Origin of the sequence: Kitasatospora sp. NPDC001261 (assembly GCF_042896795.1) — a bacterium.
In the GTDB taxonomy this organism is placed as follows: domain Bacteria; phylum Actinomycetota; class Actinomycetes; order Streptomycetales; family Streptomycetaceae; genus Kitasatospora.
The window spans coordinates 87,476-100,396 of record NZ_JBIAXP010000020.1 but is presented as its reverse complement, the minus strand read 5'-3'; the positions used below and the strand labels follow the sequence as shown (position 1 = coordinate 100,396).

Genomic DNA, 12,921 nt, shown 5'->3' with positions numbered 1-12,921 from the left:
ATGACCACCGCGGTCGACGACGCCGCCGGGCGGATGTCCGCCTTCATCCGCGACCCCTACCCCACCCTCGCCCGGATCCGCGAGGCCGGCGCGGTCTCCGTCGTGGAGTTCGGCGAGGGCCTGCCGGTCTACCTGGTGACGCGCTACCAGGACGTCCGGGCGGCGCTGATGGACCCGCGCTTCGGGCAGGACGTCCGCCGCAGCCAGGCCATCGCGAGCGGGCGGGGCTCCGGCCTGACGCTCGGCTCCGAGGTCGTCCACATGCTCAACAGCGACCCGCCGGACCACACCCGGCTGCGCCGCCTGATCCAGGGCGTCTTCACCCGCCGACGGGTCGACCTGATGCGGCCGATGGTCGAGCGCATCTCCGACGGCCTGCTGGACGGGCTGCGCGGACGGGAGACCGCCGACCTGGTGGCGGACTTCGCCTTCCCGCTGCCGATCATGGTCATCTGCGAGCTGCTGGGCTTCCCCCCGGAGGACATGCACGCCTTCCGCACCTGGTCGACGGCGATCCTCACCCAGGGCGGCGAGATGACCTTCGACCAGGCCACCACCGAGATGAACGACTACCTCCGGGGGTTGATGACGGCCCGACGGGCCACCCCGGGCGAGGACGTCCTGACCGACCTGGTGCGGGCCCGCGACGCCGGCGAACTCACCGAGCAGGAGGTGTTCTCGATGGTCTTCCTGCTGCTGATCGGCGGTCACGAGACCACCGTCAACCTGCTCGGCACCGCCACCCTGGCCCTGCTCCACCACCCCGACCAGCTCGCCCGGCTGCGCGCCGACCCGGCGGCGATGCCCGTCGCCATCGACGAGTTCCTGCGCTACGAGTCCCCGGTGAGCATGGCCACCCTGCGGTTCACCAACGCCGACGTGATGGTCGACGACGTGGAGATCCCGGCGGACGAGCTGGTGCTGCTCTCGCTCGGCGCGGCCAACCGGGACCCGGCCCGCTTCACCGATCCCGACCGGCTGATCCTGGACCGGGGCGATCCGGGCCACCTGGCCTTCGGACAGGGCCTGCACCGGTGCCTCGGCTCCTTCCTCGGCAGGCTGGAGAGCGAGGTCGCGCTGACCGGCCTGCTGGAGCGCTTCGCGCGGATCGAGCTGGCCGCCGCGGAGGAGACCCTGCCCTGGCGCAACACGATCATGCTGCGCGGCCTGGAGTCGCTGCCGGTCTCGCTCGATGGCTAGCGGCGCGAAGGCGGACGGCGCGAGGACAGCGGGCGCTTCGGGCCTGCTGCGGTTCCGCCCCCGGTTCGGCGTCGCCCCGCTGCGCTCGCGCGGCTTCCGGCTGCTGGTGATCGGCCAGGCCACCTCGGAGTTCGGCAACGCGTTCCAGGTGGTCGCCCTGCCGCTGCTGGTCTACTCCCTCGGCGGCGGCGCCCGCCAGTTGAGCCTGGTGGTCGCCGCCTACGGCGCGGGACGGCTGGCCGCCACCCCGCTCGGCGGGATCCTCGCCGACCGGTTCGGCGCCCGGCGGGTGATGCTGACCGCCGACCTCGGCCGGCTGCTCGCCACCGCCGGGCTCTGCGCGGTCGCCGCAGGAGGGGCGGCCGCGTTCTGGCTGATCGGCGGACTCGCCCTGCTGGTCGGCCTCGGGGCGGGGGTCTTCCTGCCGGCCGCCTGGGCGATCACCCCGGCCCTGCTGCCCGCCGAGGACCTGCACGCGGGCAACGCCCTGAACAGCACGGTCACCTTCGGCGCCGGCCTGCTCGGCCCGGCGGTGGCCGGCCCGCTGGTCGCCTGGCTGAACCCGGCCACCGCCCTGGGCGTGGACGCGGCGACCTTCGCCGTGTCGACGGCGACGCTGCTGCTGATCGGTCGCGGCGGCCTCGTCGCACCGGCCCGCCCGATCTCCGAACGCGCCTCCGTACCAAGGAACTTCCGTACCCTGCTGCGGGAATCGCCGCTGCTGCGGGCGGTGCTGACGGTGACGGCGATCGCGAACCTGACGGTGGGCGGCGCCACCCGGGTCGCCCTGCCGGCCCTGGCCACCCACGGCTTCTCCGCCGGTGCCACCGGGCTGGGCCTGCTGCTCGCCGCGTTCACCGGCGGCGCGCTGGTCGGCGGCCTGTTCGCGGCCGGCCTCACCGAGGTGCGCTCCCGCGGCCGCACGGCGATGCTCTCCGGCCTGGCGATGGGCGCGGCGATCGGCCTGGTGCCGTTCACCGGCCTCGTCGGCGCCGTCCTGCTGCTCTGCGTGGCGGGCGGCGCCAGCACGGTGACCAACGTCCTGGTCGTCACCGGCGTGCAGAAGAGCACCCCGCCCGCGCTGCTGGCCCGGGTCATGGCGGCCGTCACCTTCTGCGCGCTGGGCGTCTTCCCGGTCTCGGTGATCGCGGCCGGCGCAGCCGTGGACGCCTTCGGCAGCCGGTGGGTGTTCGCGACGACCGGGCTGTGCCTGATCGGCGCCTTCGGGTACGCGCTGACCAGGCGCGAGATGCGCGAGCTGTAGGACTCCCGACGCCGCTCCCGGACGACACGCGGTGCCCGCAGCGGCAACCATTCGTACCCGGCCGGTCCGGGGGCGTGTCTGACAATTCCCGCCGGGCGCGCGACGCCGGTGCACGCACCTCGCCGCGTTGTCGTCGGTCGCCAATGCTCCGCAGTGGCTCCCTCCTCCGCCTTGCGATGCACGCACCCCAACGCCGCGCGCTGATCCGACGCCAATTGTCAGACACGCCCTAGCGTGTGACCCACCGCAGCCCTGACGCTGCCCGAGAGAAAGGAAGCGCCCATGCCTTTCGTCACCGTCGGCCAGGAGAACTCCGCCCCCGTCGAGCTCTACTACGAGGACCACGGCTCCGGGCAGCCGGTCGTCCTCATCCACGGGTTCCCGCTGGACGGGCACTCCTGGGAACGGCAGAGCGCCGCACTGCTGGACGCCGGCCACCGGGTCGTCACCTACGACCGCCGCGGCTTCGGCCGCTCCTCCCAGCCCACCACCGGCTACGACTACGACACCTTCGCCGCCGACCTGCACACCCTGCTGGAGACCCTCGACCTGCGGGACGCCGTCCTGGTCGGCTTCTCGATGGGCACCGGGGAGGTCGCCCGCTACGTGTCCGCGTACGGCTCCGGCCGCGTCGCCAAGGTGGCCTTCCTCGGCTCGCTGGAGCCCTACCTCCTCAAGACCGACGACAACCCGGACGGCGCGGCCCCGAAGGACTTCTTCGACGGCATCGTGGCTGCTGTGAAGGCCGACCGGTACGCCTACTACACCGCCTTCTACCAGGACTTCTACAACCTCGACGAGAACCTCGGCACCCGGATCAGCGAGGAGGCCGTCCGCAACAGCTGGAACGTCGCGGCGGCCGGCGGCTGGTACGCCGCCGCCGCGGCACCCTCCACCTGGTACACCGACTTCCGCGCCGACATCCCGCGCATCGACGTGCCGGCCTTGATCCTGCACGGCACCGGCGACCGCATCCTGCCCATCGACAGCACCGCCCGCCCGTTCCACCGGGCCCTGCCCTCCGCCGAGTACGTGGAGGTCGAGGGCGCACCGCACGGCCTGCTGTGGACCCACGCAGAAGAGGTCAACACCGCCCTCCTGACCTTCCTCGCGAAGTAGCCGGATCCGTCCGGCCCCGAGGGCCCCGCACCCGCCCGTCCGGTTGCGGGGCCCTCGGGGCCGGTGCTCTCCTGCTGGTGTCGGGCCGTGCGACGGCCGCAGCCGAATCGCCCGACGCCCCCGAGGGAAAGCCGGTGGCCCCCATGGCCGAGCGATCCACCGTCCGCACCGTGACGTACGACCTGCTGCGCACGCTCGGACTCACCACGGTCTTCGGCAATCCGGGCTCCACCGAGGAGCCCTTCCTCCAGGACTTCCCCGCGGACTTCCGCTACGTCCTGGCCCTCCAGGAGGCCTCCGCGATCACCATGGCCGACGCCTTCGCCCAGGTCACCGGCCGCCCCGCACTGGTCAACCTGCACTCCTCGGCCGGCACCGGCAACGCCATGGGCAACCTGGTGTCGGCCTCCCACGCGCACACGCCCCTGATCGTCACCTCCGGCCAGCAGCACCGGGAACTGCTGATCGGCGAGCCGTACCTCGCCAACCGCGAGGCCACCCTGCTGCCGCTGCCCTCGGTGAAGTGGTCCTACGAACCGGCCCGCGCCGAGGACGTTCCCGAGGCCGTCATGCGCGCCTACGCGCACGCGCTCCAGCCGCCCGCCGGGCCGGTCTACCTGTCGATCCCGCTGGACGACTGGAAGCAGCCGCTGTCCGCCTTCACCCGGGTGCGGACGGTCAGCCACCGGGTGGCCCCCGACCCCGCACGGCTACGGGCCTTCGCCGAACGCCTCTCCGCCAGCCGCCGGCCCGCGCTCGTCCTCGGACCCGAGGTCGACCGCGGCGGCGGCTGGGACGCGGCCGTCGCCCTGGCCGAGAAGCTGCGCGCCACCGTCTACGGCCCCCCGCTCGCGGAGCGCACCTCCTTCCCGGAGGACCATCCGCTCTACGCCGGCCCGCTGGGCCTGTCGGTCAAGGCCGTCGGCGAACGCCTGACCGGACACGACCTGGTCGCCGTGATCGGCGCGGAGGTGTTCCGCTACTACCCGTACGTACCGGGCGACTACCTCCCCGCGGGCACCGCCCTGCTCCAGCTCACCGGCGACCCGCACGCCGCCGCCACCGCCCGGGCCGGCGACAGCCTGCTCGGCGACCCCCGACTGGCCCTCGAAGGGCTGCTGGACCTGGTCCAGGAGGGCACGGCCCGCACCGCGCCCGACCCGATGCCCCGGCCCCGGGTCCTGCCGGCCTCCCCGACCCTCCCGCTCCCCCCGCCCGCCGTCTACGCCGCCCTGAGCCGGGTCCGCCCACCGGACGCCGTCATCGTCAACGAGTCCACCTCGACCATGGCCGAGCAACTCGAATGGCTGCCCACCACCCGCCCCGGATCCTTCTTCTCCACGGCCAGCGGCGGCATCGGCTGGGCCGTCCCCGCCGCCGTGGGCATCGCGCTCGCCGACCGGGAGCGCGGAGTGCGCCGCCCGGTGGTCGGCCTGATCGGCGACGGCTCCTTCCAGTACTGCGTCCAGGCCCTCTACACCGCGGCCCGGCACCGCCTCCCGATCGTCTACGTGGTCATGCGCAACCACGAGTACGCGATCCTCAAGTCCTTCGCCCGACTGGAGGACACCCCCGGCGTCCCCGCACTCGACCTCCCCGGCCTCGACATCGCCTCACTCGCCCGCGGCTTCGGCTGCCACGCCGTCGACGTAGAGACGACCGAGGACCTGGAACGGGAGTTCACCACGGCCCTGACCGCCGACACCACCACCGTCATCGTCGTCCCCACCCAACCCCAGCCCGCCACGCTGTAGGGGGTACCGCCGGGCCCGGGCGGCGGGAACTCAATCAGTCGCTTGACAATCATCGCGAGCCCCTGCTTGAGTCCGGACCATGGCACGGGCAGAGAAGACGGACCAGCGCCGGGAGACCGGCCGGCGCACCCGGGACGGCCTGCTGGCCGCCGCCCTGGACCTCCTGGCGGAACGCGGCCAGGACGGCGTGAAGCTCCGCGACGTCACCGACCGCGCCGGGGCCAACGTCGCCGCGGTCAGCTACCACTTCGGTTCGCTGAGGGCGCTCTGCGACGCCGCGATCGAGCAGGCGCTGGAGCGGTACCTGGACGCCCAGATCCAGGCGCTCGACCCGCTCGGCCCCGACGCGACCCTCCAGGAGCTCGCGGCGGCGTTCGCCCGGCCGATGATCAGGGCACTGGCCGCCGGCGGACCGGAACTGGCCGTGATGCGCACCGTCGCCCGGGTCGGCATCGACCCGCCCCAGGGCTGGGACCGCCTGAGCGGCAAGTTCGAACGGGCCCGCCAGGACGCCGTCCGCGTCCTGGCGGCCCACCTGCCCGGTGTCGACGAGCGGGAACTCGTCTTCCGCACCCGCTGCGCCGCCGGCCTGCTGAATTGGCTCGCCCTGGCCCCCATCGGCGCCGAGCTGGCCAGCGAGCCCGCCGAACGGATCGAGCGGCAGCTGCTGCCCGTCCTGACCGGCGCGTTCCACGGCCAGCCGTACCCCGGCTGACCTGCACGGACCCCCGTCCGACCAGAACCATTCAAGCAAATGCTTGACCACTCGCCATGGCGCTCCCATAATTTCAAGCAAGCATTTGATTGCTTTCATGGAAGGGGAAGTGCGATGACCACCAACGCGGAAGCCGTGGTGCGGGCCGCCTACCACGCGGCCGAGGGCCACGTCCTCGACGTACCGGGCTTCATCGACGAGTTCGCCGAGGACGGGGTGTTCAACAACGTCGTCGCGGGCGAGAGCTACCGCGGCGAACACCTCGGCGACCAGGTCGTCTTCATGGCAGCCCTGGCACCCGACATCCACCGCGAACTCCACCGGGTCCACGTCATCGGCGACGTGGTCGCCGTCGAGCTGACGATCGAGGGCACCGTCACCGGCCCCTTCGAGACGCCCGCTGGCACCGTCCGGGCGCCCGGCGCCCGACTCAGCATCCCCACCGCCGACTTCTGGTACGTCGAGAACGGGAAGGTCAAGGAGTTCAACTGCTACGTCGGGCTCAGCGTCATGCTCGCCCAGCTCGGCGTGCACCCCGACTTCGCCGCCGCCGTCGCCTCCTCGGCGGCCGCACCGTCCTGACCGCCCGGGCCCGGCCCCCGATCCGTCAGGCTTCCGCCCTCACGAACCGCCGCTCCCCAGCATCAGGTCCGTCCCGCCCAGGAAGGTCAGCCCGGCCGCGTCGCTCAACTCGTCGGGGAGGCAGGTGAGGGCGAGCTGCAGCGCCTGCAACGAGTCGACGCCGAAGATCGCCGTCACGCGGTCGGCGATGCCGGGGTGCCCGGTGATCCGGTACGGGCAGTACCAGTCCGGCCCCTCCGGGTCGCGGGACGGCACCCCGACCTCCACCAGCACCGGCACCCGCGTGCCGTCCGCAGCGGTGAAGACCAGCTCACGGCTGGCTACGGCCCGACCAAGTTCGTGCTCAGTGCTCACCGCCGCAGTACACCACACGACGTACCACCGGGTGATCGACGGCAGGTCCCCCGCGCGGCCGGGCGCCGGCCCTCGTCCCGATGATCCTCGGGTCCGCTCCGGGCGGCGGAGGAGCGGAAGGGCGCCGCTCGGCGCGGACTCCCGCCGGGTGGTGCCGGAGCGCGGTCTCGCCGGCTCCGGGGTGGGCGGTGGCGGCCTGCTGCTGGTAGACGGCCATGTGGGCCGAGAGCCCCGTCGCGCGGGCGCTGCCGACGGTCTCGCGCAGCAGGACCAGGCGGCGCGGTCCGGGCGGCACCCGGGCCGCGGCCAGCGCGGACAGGGCGGTGCGGACGGCCTCCCGGAGGGTGGCCCAGGCCGCGTCCTGCTGCTGCGGCCAGGCCGTGTCGGGCACCTGGAGCATTCGCGCCGCGCACCCGAGGTGGCGCCGTGCGTCCCACTCCGCCACCTCCCGGGGGTGGCCGCCGGACGCGGGGCGGGAGGCGAGGGAGATCATGCCGACCGTCCCCTTCGGCGGGCGGCGACCAGGAACGAGTGCAGCGGCCCGGCCAGTTCCCCGGCACGGGTGAAGGAGTGGTAGCGGGCGTCCACCAGCGGGGCCAGGTCCTGCAGGAGGGTCGTCCTGATCGGGCAGGAGGCGTGGACGGCGAAGAAGACGGGCAGCCGGGGCCCGGCGTGGACGTTGTAGGCCACCTCGTAGGCGCCGGACTCGCTCAGCTCGGTGCGCACCACCAGCATCGCGTGGGCGCTGTCGAGCAGGCCCAGCCGCCAGGCGCGGAACGCCGCGGGCGTGAACAGCAGGCCGGTCTCCTCGGTGAAGGCCTCCTTGAACGTCCCCGCGTGCTGGGCGGCCGGGTAGGGCAGCAGGGTCACCGGGCCGCTCGCCACCCCTGGGTCGGCGGCCAGGTCGACCACGCTCTGCACCACGTCCCGGTCGCCCGGGCCGGAACGGGTCAACGGCTGGCGGACGAACAGGCGCAGCGGCCCCGCTCGGGGCGTGGTCGTCGGCGTCGCGGTCAGGGAGGAGGAAGCGGTCAGGGAAGGGGAGGAGGCTGGGAGGGGAGGCATCACGATCACCCCATAGTGGTTTACCTTTCCGAAATCTGTCCGTAATCTCAAGGTTACCCAATGAGGTGTCCGGCCGGTGCTCCGCACGCCTCCGCCCCGGCCTCCCCGGCGGGCGCCGATCGAGGAGCCGCCTTAGCATTCCGGTGGAGCAGGGGGCCGTCCCCAGGAGATCCCGAGGAGCTTCGCGATGAGTACGCACCTTGACCCTGCTCATGACCGCCACTCCCGGCCGCTGCGGGTGCGCTGCCACCTGTGGCCGCACGGGCAGGCCGCCCGGCGGCATCCGCACCCGCCGACGGTCCACGGCGTGGCCGCCCACCTGGCGGAGGCGGCGGCGGCGCTGCACAGCCTCGGCGAGGACGACGACCAGGAGCGCACGGCGATCCTGCGGACCGCGCGCCAGGCGACCGACACCGCGCTCGGCGTGCTCACCGCCCTGGGCGCCGCCCCCGGCCCCCACCGACTGGAGCTGCTGCGCGACTCGGTCCGCGCCGCGCACGGCACGGTGGAGTCCGGGAAGACGGCGGTCCACCGGAGCACCGGCACCCGGCTCGGCTGAGCCAGCCACCGATGCCGGCCGGTTTCAGTGCGGGCGACACCGCCTTCGTGCTCATCAGTGCGGCCCTGGTCATGCTGATGACACCCGGGCTGGCCTTCTTCTACGGGGGCATGGTCAGGGCCAAGAGCACGCTGAACATGCTGTCGATGTGCTTCGTCGTGCTGGCGATCGTCAGCGTGCTGTGGGTGCTCTACGGCTACTCGCTCAGCTTCGGCTCCGACGCCTTCCACGGCCTGATCGGCAACCTCGACCACCTGGGGATGCGCGGCATCGGGCGGGACGAGCTGCACGGCTCGATCCCGGTCACCGTGTTCGCCGTGTTCCAGCTGATGTTCGCGGTGATCACCCCGGCGCTGGTCAGCGGCGCGATCGCGGACCGCGCCAGGTTCACCGCCTGGACGCTGTTCGTCACGGTCTGGGCCACGGTGGTGTACTTCCCGGTCGCGCACTGGGTGTTCAGCACCGACAACGGGCGCGGCGGCTGGCTGGTCGACCGGGTGGGCGTGATCGACTTCGCCGGCGGCACCGCGGTGCACGTCAACGCCGGAGTCGCGGGCCTGGCGCTCTGCCTGGTGCTGGACAAGCGGGTCGGCTTCCGGAAGCACCCGATGCGCCCGCACAGCCTGCCGCTGGTGATGCTCGGCTCCGGGCTGCTCTGGTTCGGCTGGTTCGGCTTCAACGCGGGCTCGGCGCTGGCCGCCGACGGCGTCGCCGGCGCGGCGTTCCTGAACACCCAGATCGCCACCGCCGCCGCGATGCTCGGCTGGCTGGCCTACGTACGGGCGAGGAACGGCGCCTTCACCTCGCTGGGCGCGGCCTCCGGCGCGGTGGCCGGACTGGTCGCCATCACCCCGGCCTGCGGGTCGGTCTCGGTGCTCGGTTCCATCGTGATCGGGCTGGTCGCGGGCGCGGTCTGCGCGGCGGCGGTCAGCCTCAAGTACCGGCTGGGCTTCGACGACTCGCTCGACGTGGTCGGCGTGCACGCGGTCGGCGGGGCGATCGGCTCGCTGCTGGTCGGCCTGCTCGCCACCGGGCACGTCGGCCAGAGTGCCAGGGGCCTGTTCTACGGCGGCGGCTTCGGGCAGCTCGGCAGGCAGGCGGTCGGAGTCGTGGTGGTCGCCTGCTACTCCTTCGTGCTCTCCTGGCTGCTCGGCCGGGCGATCCAGCGGACCATCGGCTTCCGGGTCGCCGAGGAGGTCGAGGTGGTCGGCATCGACCAGACCGAGCACGCCGAGACCGCCTACGACTTCACGGCGTCGGGGGCTCCCTGGCCCGAGCCCCCGGCGTCCCGGCCCCGGTCCCGGTCCCGGTCCCGGGGAATGGCGGACGGCCTGGCGACGGCCGTGCGGAAGGCGTTGCGGAGGAGGGCCCCGTAGCCGGCGGGACGTGCCGGGGCCCCCGTCACCGGCCGAGGGCCGCCGTCACCAGGTGACGGGCAGTGCGTGCAGCCCGTAGACCTCGTTGTTGACCCGGTAGGGCACCTCTTCGACGGGACACGCGAGCGCGAGGCCGGGCAGCCGCCGCAGCAGCGCGGGCAGCGCGATCCGCAGTTCGGCGCGGGCCAGCGGTGCGCCGAGGCAGTGGTGCGGGCCGTGCCCGAAGGTCAGGTGCGACACGGGTTCGCGTCCGATGTCGAGGCGGTCCATCCCGGCGCCGAGCGCCGGGTCCCGGTTGGCCACCGGCAGCTGGCAGACGACCTGCTCGCCGGCCTTGACGGGCACGCCGCCGATCTCGGTGTCGCACCGCGCCGTCCGGGCCAGCGCGGTGCTGGACACGGACAGGTACCGCAGCAGTTCCTCGACGGCGGCGTCGACCACCGGATCGCCCTCGGGCGCGTCGCGCAGCCGGTCGGCCTGCTCCGGGTGCGACAGCAGGGCGAGCACGCCCAGGCCGATCGTGTTGGACACCGTGACGTGGCCGGCGAGCAGCAGCAGCTCGCAGACCCCGACCAGTTCGGAGTCCGACACCGCGCCGCCGTGCTCCCGGACGAGCATGCCGATCATCCCGTCGTCCGGGCTGCGCCGCTTCTCCGCCACCAGGGAGGCCACGTACGCGTGCGACTCCCGGCCGGCCGCGAGCCGTTCCTCCATGGGGAGCCCGAGGTCCAGCGTGGTCCGGGACCAGCGGTGGAAGTCCCCCTGGTCCGGGTCGGGGACGCCGAGCATCGCGCAGATCACCCCGAGCGGCAGCGGGAGGGCGAAGGCGTCCATCAGGTCCGCCGCGGGCCCCCGCGCCTCCATGGCGTCGAGCAGTTCGCCGACCAGGGCGCGGATCATCGGCTCCAGGGAGCGGATCCGCTTCCCGGTGAACTCCGGCGTCAGCACGTGGCGCAGCCGGGTGTGCTCCGGCGGGTCCATGTTGAGGAGTTCGTTCGGTAGGACCGGGGCGCGTTCCGGGTCGTACATCGCGAAGGTCTCCTGGTCGGCCAGGACGCGCCGTACGTCGGCGTGCCGGGTGACGAGCCGGTACTCGCCGACCCGGTGCAGCCAGAAGTCCCGGACCCGCCGGGCCGGGTCCCCGCGCTGGGCCTCGCCCAGGGCCGGGCCCGGGTCGAACCCGTCGCGACGGTAGAAGATCGAGATCGGCGGCACGTCCTGCTCGCTCATGGAACCTCCCGTGATCATCCGGTATCCCCTTCCCGATACCCCCGGCCCCGGGCCACCGCGCACGCCGGCGGCTATCCCGTACGGCGCGCGGGGGCGCGGCGGCCTCGCCCGCGCCCCCTCTCCCGAGCCGGAGCCGCCCCCGGCGCGCCTCACCTCAGGCTCACCTGCCCTTCCCGTCCGCCAGGAGGCCCGCCTGCCGGTCCGTCAGGAGCCCCTCGGTACAGAGCCAGCGCACCGTGTCGGCCATGGTCTCCGCGATCGGCCTCGGCAGCAGTCCGCAGGTGCTCGCGGCCGGGTGGACGGGAGCCGCGCAGGCGCAGGTGTAGACGGCGCCGTACTCCGCGGGGATGTGCCAGGGCCAGCCGCGCTGCACCAGGGTGGCCAGGGCGCCGACCGGCAGCATGGCGCGGGCGGGCAGGAAGACCGCGGGCAGCCGCCGCCCGGTGACCTCCCGCAGGGTCCGCACGTACTCCCGGGTGGCCAGTTGGCGGCCCGGGGCGAAGTGGCGGTCGAGGCCCGTCCTCGGTGCGGTCAGCAGTCGGGCGTGCAGCCGCGCGGTGTCGCGGACGTCGCCGACCGGGAAGCCGCCGAGCGGCCAGACCGGCATCAGCCCGCGCAGGGTGTTGCGCAGCCGGGTGTTCTGGTCGCCCGGCCCCGGGTCCAGCGGGCCGAGCAGCGCGGGCGGGTAGCTGATGACCACCGGTGCGCCGTCCCGCTGGTGGCGGCGGGCGACGCGCTCGGCGGCGGCCTTGGTGGCCATGTACGTCTCCCGGGGGCGGCCGACCGGGGAGTCCTCCCGGAGCGGCCGCCGGCGGGTCGGCAGCAGCGCGACGATGCTCGACACGTGGATGACCGGATCGGCGCCCGACCGGCGGGCCGCGGCCAGCACCAGGTCGGTCCCCCGCTCGTTGGTCCGGCGCATGGCCGCGTACCGCCGGCTGTCGAAGGAGTACACCGAGGCCGCGTGCAGGACGGCGTCGGCGCCGCGCACCGCGCGGGCCGCACCGCCCTCGTCCGTCACGTCCCCGACGACCAGGTCGACGGCGCCCGGGGCCACCTCCAGCAGGGCGAGGGCCCGTTCCGCGCGGGCCGGGTCGCGCACCAGCATCCGCACCCGGTGCCCGCCCCGGACCATCGCCGCGACCGAGTGGATGCCGACGAACCCGGTGCCGCCGGTCACGCTCACCAACATCGGACCACCCCTCCGCTCAGCCGGTCCCGTCGCCGGCACCGCCGACGCCCCGGTGGAATCCTCCGCCGTAGAACAGCAGCGCCTGCCGGCCCTCCGTCCAGCCCGACCCGAGCACGCTGCCGAGGAAGACCGAGTGGTCGCCGCCGTCGTACTGCGCGGCCAGCTTGCACTCCAGCCAGGCGAGCGAGCCCGACAGCAGCGGGGCGCCGGTGAACGGGCCGGGCCGCCAGTCGACGCCGTGGAACTGGGCGGCGCCGCGCGGTCGGCCGCGGCCCGCGAAGTACCGTGCCAGCGGCTCCTGTTCGGCCCCCAGGACGGAGACCGCGAAGGACCCGGTCGCCGTGATCGCCCGGTGCATCGTCGCGGTGCGGGCGACGCAGCACAGCACCAGCGGCGGCTCCAGCGACACCGAGCTGAACGCGTTGGCGGTCATCCCGTGGACGTGTTCGCCGCCGGTGGTCAGCACCGTGATCCCGGTGGCGAACCGGGCCATCGTCTCGCGCAGCGCGTC

Annotated in this window: 14 protein-coding genes; 8 read left to right on the top strand and 6 right to left on the bottom strand. The window is 73.8% G+C overall.

All coding sequences use genetic code 11. The features are described 5' to 3' along the window. From ACFY4B_RS26065 to ACFY4B_RS26040, 6 genes are all read left to right on the top strand, one after another. Positions 1–1,200, top strand: coding sequence for a cytochrome P450 (locus ACFY4B_RS26065; RefSeq protein WP_387971534.1), 1,200 nt, complete (start codon positions 1–3; stop codon positions 1,198–1,200). Next, the gene (locus ACFY4B_RS26060) at positions 1,193–2,464 is read left to right on the top strand and encodes an MFS transporter (protein WP_387971531.1); all 1,272 of its coding nucleotides are present in this window, start codon (positions 1,193–1,195) and stop codon (positions 2,462–2,464) included. The genes ACFY4B_RS26065 and ACFY4B_RS26060 overlap by 8 nt, the downstream gene beginning before the upstream one ends. Positions 2,465–2,746: 282 nt before the next feature. Further along, positions 2,747–3,583, top strand: a complete 837-nt coding sequence (locus tag ACFY4B_RS26055; RefSeq protein WP_387971528.1) for an alpha/beta fold hydrolase — start codon at positions 2,747–2,749, stop codon at positions 3,581–3,583. 143 nt (positions 3,584–3,726) lie between these two features. Next, positions 3,727–5,337, top strand: coding sequence for a benzoylformate decarboxylase (mdlC, locus tag ACFY4B_RS26050; RefSeq protein ID WP_387971525.1), 1,611 nt, complete (start codon positions 3,727–3,729; stop codon positions 5,335–5,337). A gap of 79 nt (positions 5,338–5,416) precedes the next feature. Further along, positions 5,417–6,052: a TetR/AcrR family transcriptional regulator gene (locus ACFY4B_RS26045; protein ID WP_387971522.1), complete on the top strand. Its 636-nt coding sequence runs from the start codon at positions 5,417–5,419 to the stop codon at positions 6,050–6,052. Between the two features lie 114 nt (positions 6,053–6,166). After that, a complete protein-coding gene (locus ACFY4B_RS26040; RefSeq protein WP_387971519.1) occupies positions 6,167–6,634 on the top strand; it encodes an ester cyclase in 468 nt (155 codons plus the stop codon). A 39-nt stretch (positions 6,635–6,673) separates the two neighbouring features. Here the strand turns inward: ACFY4B_RS26040 and ACFY4B_RS26035 are convergent, their stop codons facing one another. Genes ACFY4B_RS26035 through ACFY4B_RS26025 form a run of 3 tightly spaced genes read right to left on the bottom strand, consistent with a single transcriptional unit; the run spans position 6,674 to position 8,053 of the window. Further along, on the bottom strand, positions 6,674–6,988 hold the full coding sequence (locus tag ACFY4B_RS26035) for a DUF6968 family protein (protein ID WP_387971516.1): 315 nt from the start codon (positions 6,986–6,988) through the stop codon (positions 6,674–6,676). Beyond that, positions 6,978–7,481, bottom strand: coding sequence for a hypothetical protein (locus tag ACFY4B_RS26030; protein ID WP_387971513.1), 504 nt, complete (start codon positions 7,479–7,481; stop codon positions 6,978–6,980). Before ACFY4B_RS26030 ends, ACFY4B_RS26035 begins: the two co-directional genes overlap by 11 nt. After that, positions 7,478–8,053 carry a hypothetical protein gene (locus tag ACFY4B_RS26025; protein WP_387971510.1) on the bottom strand — a complete coding sequence of 192 codons (576 nt, stop codon included), beginning with the start codon at positions 8,051–8,053 and terminating at the stop codon, positions 7,478–7,480. The genes ACFY4B_RS26030 and ACFY4B_RS26025 overlap by 4 nt, the downstream gene beginning before the upstream one ends. Before the next feature lie 187 nt (positions 8,054–8,240). Here ACFY4B_RS26025 and ACFY4B_RS26020 point away from each other — a divergent pair, with 187 nt between their 5' ends. Both ACFY4B_RS26020 and ACFY4B_RS26015 read left to right on the top strand, forming a co-directional pair. Next, on the top strand, positions 8,241–8,612 hold the full coding sequence (locus ACFY4B_RS26020; protein ID WP_387971507.1) for a hypothetical protein: 372 nt from the start codon (positions 8,241–8,243) through the stop codon (positions 8,610–8,612). 11 nt (positions 8,613–8,623) lie between these two features. Beyond that, entirely contained in the window at positions 8,624–9,988 is a 1,365-nt protein-coding gene (locus ACFY4B_RS26015) for an ammonium transporter (RefSeq protein ID WP_387971504.1), read from the top strand. Positions 9,989–10,033: 45 nt separating this feature from the next. Here ACFY4B_RS26015 and ACFY4B_RS26010 read toward each other — a convergent pair whose 3' ends face one another. From ACFY4B_RS26010 to ACFY4B_RS26000, 3 genes are all read right to left on the bottom strand, one after another. Then, positions 10,034–11,218 (bottom strand): cytochrome P450, encoded by a 1,185-nt coding sequence (locus ACFY4B_RS26010; RefSeq protein ID WP_117486069.1) that lies wholly within the window; start codon positions 11,216–11,218, stop codon positions 10,034–10,036. Between the two features lie 160 nt (positions 11,219–11,378). Then, positions 11,379–12,410, bottom strand: a complete 1,032-nt coding sequence (locus ACFY4B_RS26005; protein WP_387971501.1) for an NAD-dependent epimerase/dehydratase family protein — start codon at positions 12,408–12,410, stop codon at positions 11,379–11,381. 16 nt (positions 12,411–12,426) lie between these two features. Beyond that, positions 12,427–12,903 (bottom strand): flavin reductase family protein, encoded by a 477-nt coding sequence (locus ACFY4B_RS26000; protein WP_053112049.1) that lies wholly within the window; start codon positions 12,901–12,903, stop codon positions 12,427–12,429. Positions 12,904–12,921 lie beyond the last annotated feature (18 nt).

Coding starts and splice junctions, on each gene's coding strand:
- ACFY4B_RS26020 (WP_387971507.1), top strand. CDS start 8,241: ATGAGTACGCACCTTGACCCTGCTCATGACCGCCACTCCCGGCCGCTG.
- ACFY4B_RS26045 (WP_387971522.1), top strand. CDS start 5,417: ATGGCACGGGCAGAGAAGACGGACCAGCGCCGGGAGACCGGCCGGCGC.
- ACFY4B_RS26065 (WP_387971534.1), top strand. CDS start 1: ATGACCACCGCGGTCGACGACGCCGCCGGGCGGATGTCCGCCTTCATC.
- ACFY4B_RS26030 (WP_387971513.1), bottom strand. CDS start 7,481: ATGATCTCCCTCGCCTCCCGCCCCGCGTCCGGCGGCCACCCCCGGGAG.
- ACFY4B_RS26005 (WP_387971501.1), bottom strand. CDS start 12,410: ATGTTGGTGAGCGTGACCGGCGGCACCGGGTTCGTCGGCATCCACTCG.
- ACFY4B_RS26000 (WP_053112049.1), bottom strand. CDS start 12,903: ATGGCCCGGTTCGCCACCGGGATCACGGTGCTGACCACCGGCGGCGAA.
- ACFY4B_RS26040 (WP_387971519.1), top strand. CDS start 6,167: ATGACCACCAACGCGGAAGCCGTGGTGCGGGCCGCCTACCACGCGGCC.
- ACFY4B_RS26025 (WP_387971510.1), bottom strand. CDS start 8,053: ATGCCTCCCCTCCCAGCCTCCTCCCCTTCCCTGACCGCTTCCTCCTCC.
- ACFY4B_RS26010 (WP_117486069.1), bottom strand. CDS start 11,218: ATGAGCGAGCAGGACGTGCCGCCGATCTCGATCTTCTACCGTCGCGAC.
- ACFY4B_RS26060 (WP_387971531.1), top strand. CDS start 1,193: ATGGCTAGCGGCGCGAAGGCGGACGGCGCGAGGACAGCGGGCGCTTCG.
- mdlC (WP_387971525.1), top strand. CDS start 3,727: ATGGCCGAGCGATCCACCGTCCGCACCGTGACGTACGACCTGCTGCGC.
- ACFY4B_RS26055 (WP_387971528.1), top strand. CDS start 2,747: ATGCCTTTCGTCACCGTCGGCCAGGAGAACTCCGCCCCCGTCGAGCTC.
- ACFY4B_RS26015 (WP_387971504.1), top strand. CDS start 8,624: ATGCCGGCCGGTTTCAGTGCGGGCGACACCGCCTTCGTGCTCATCAGT.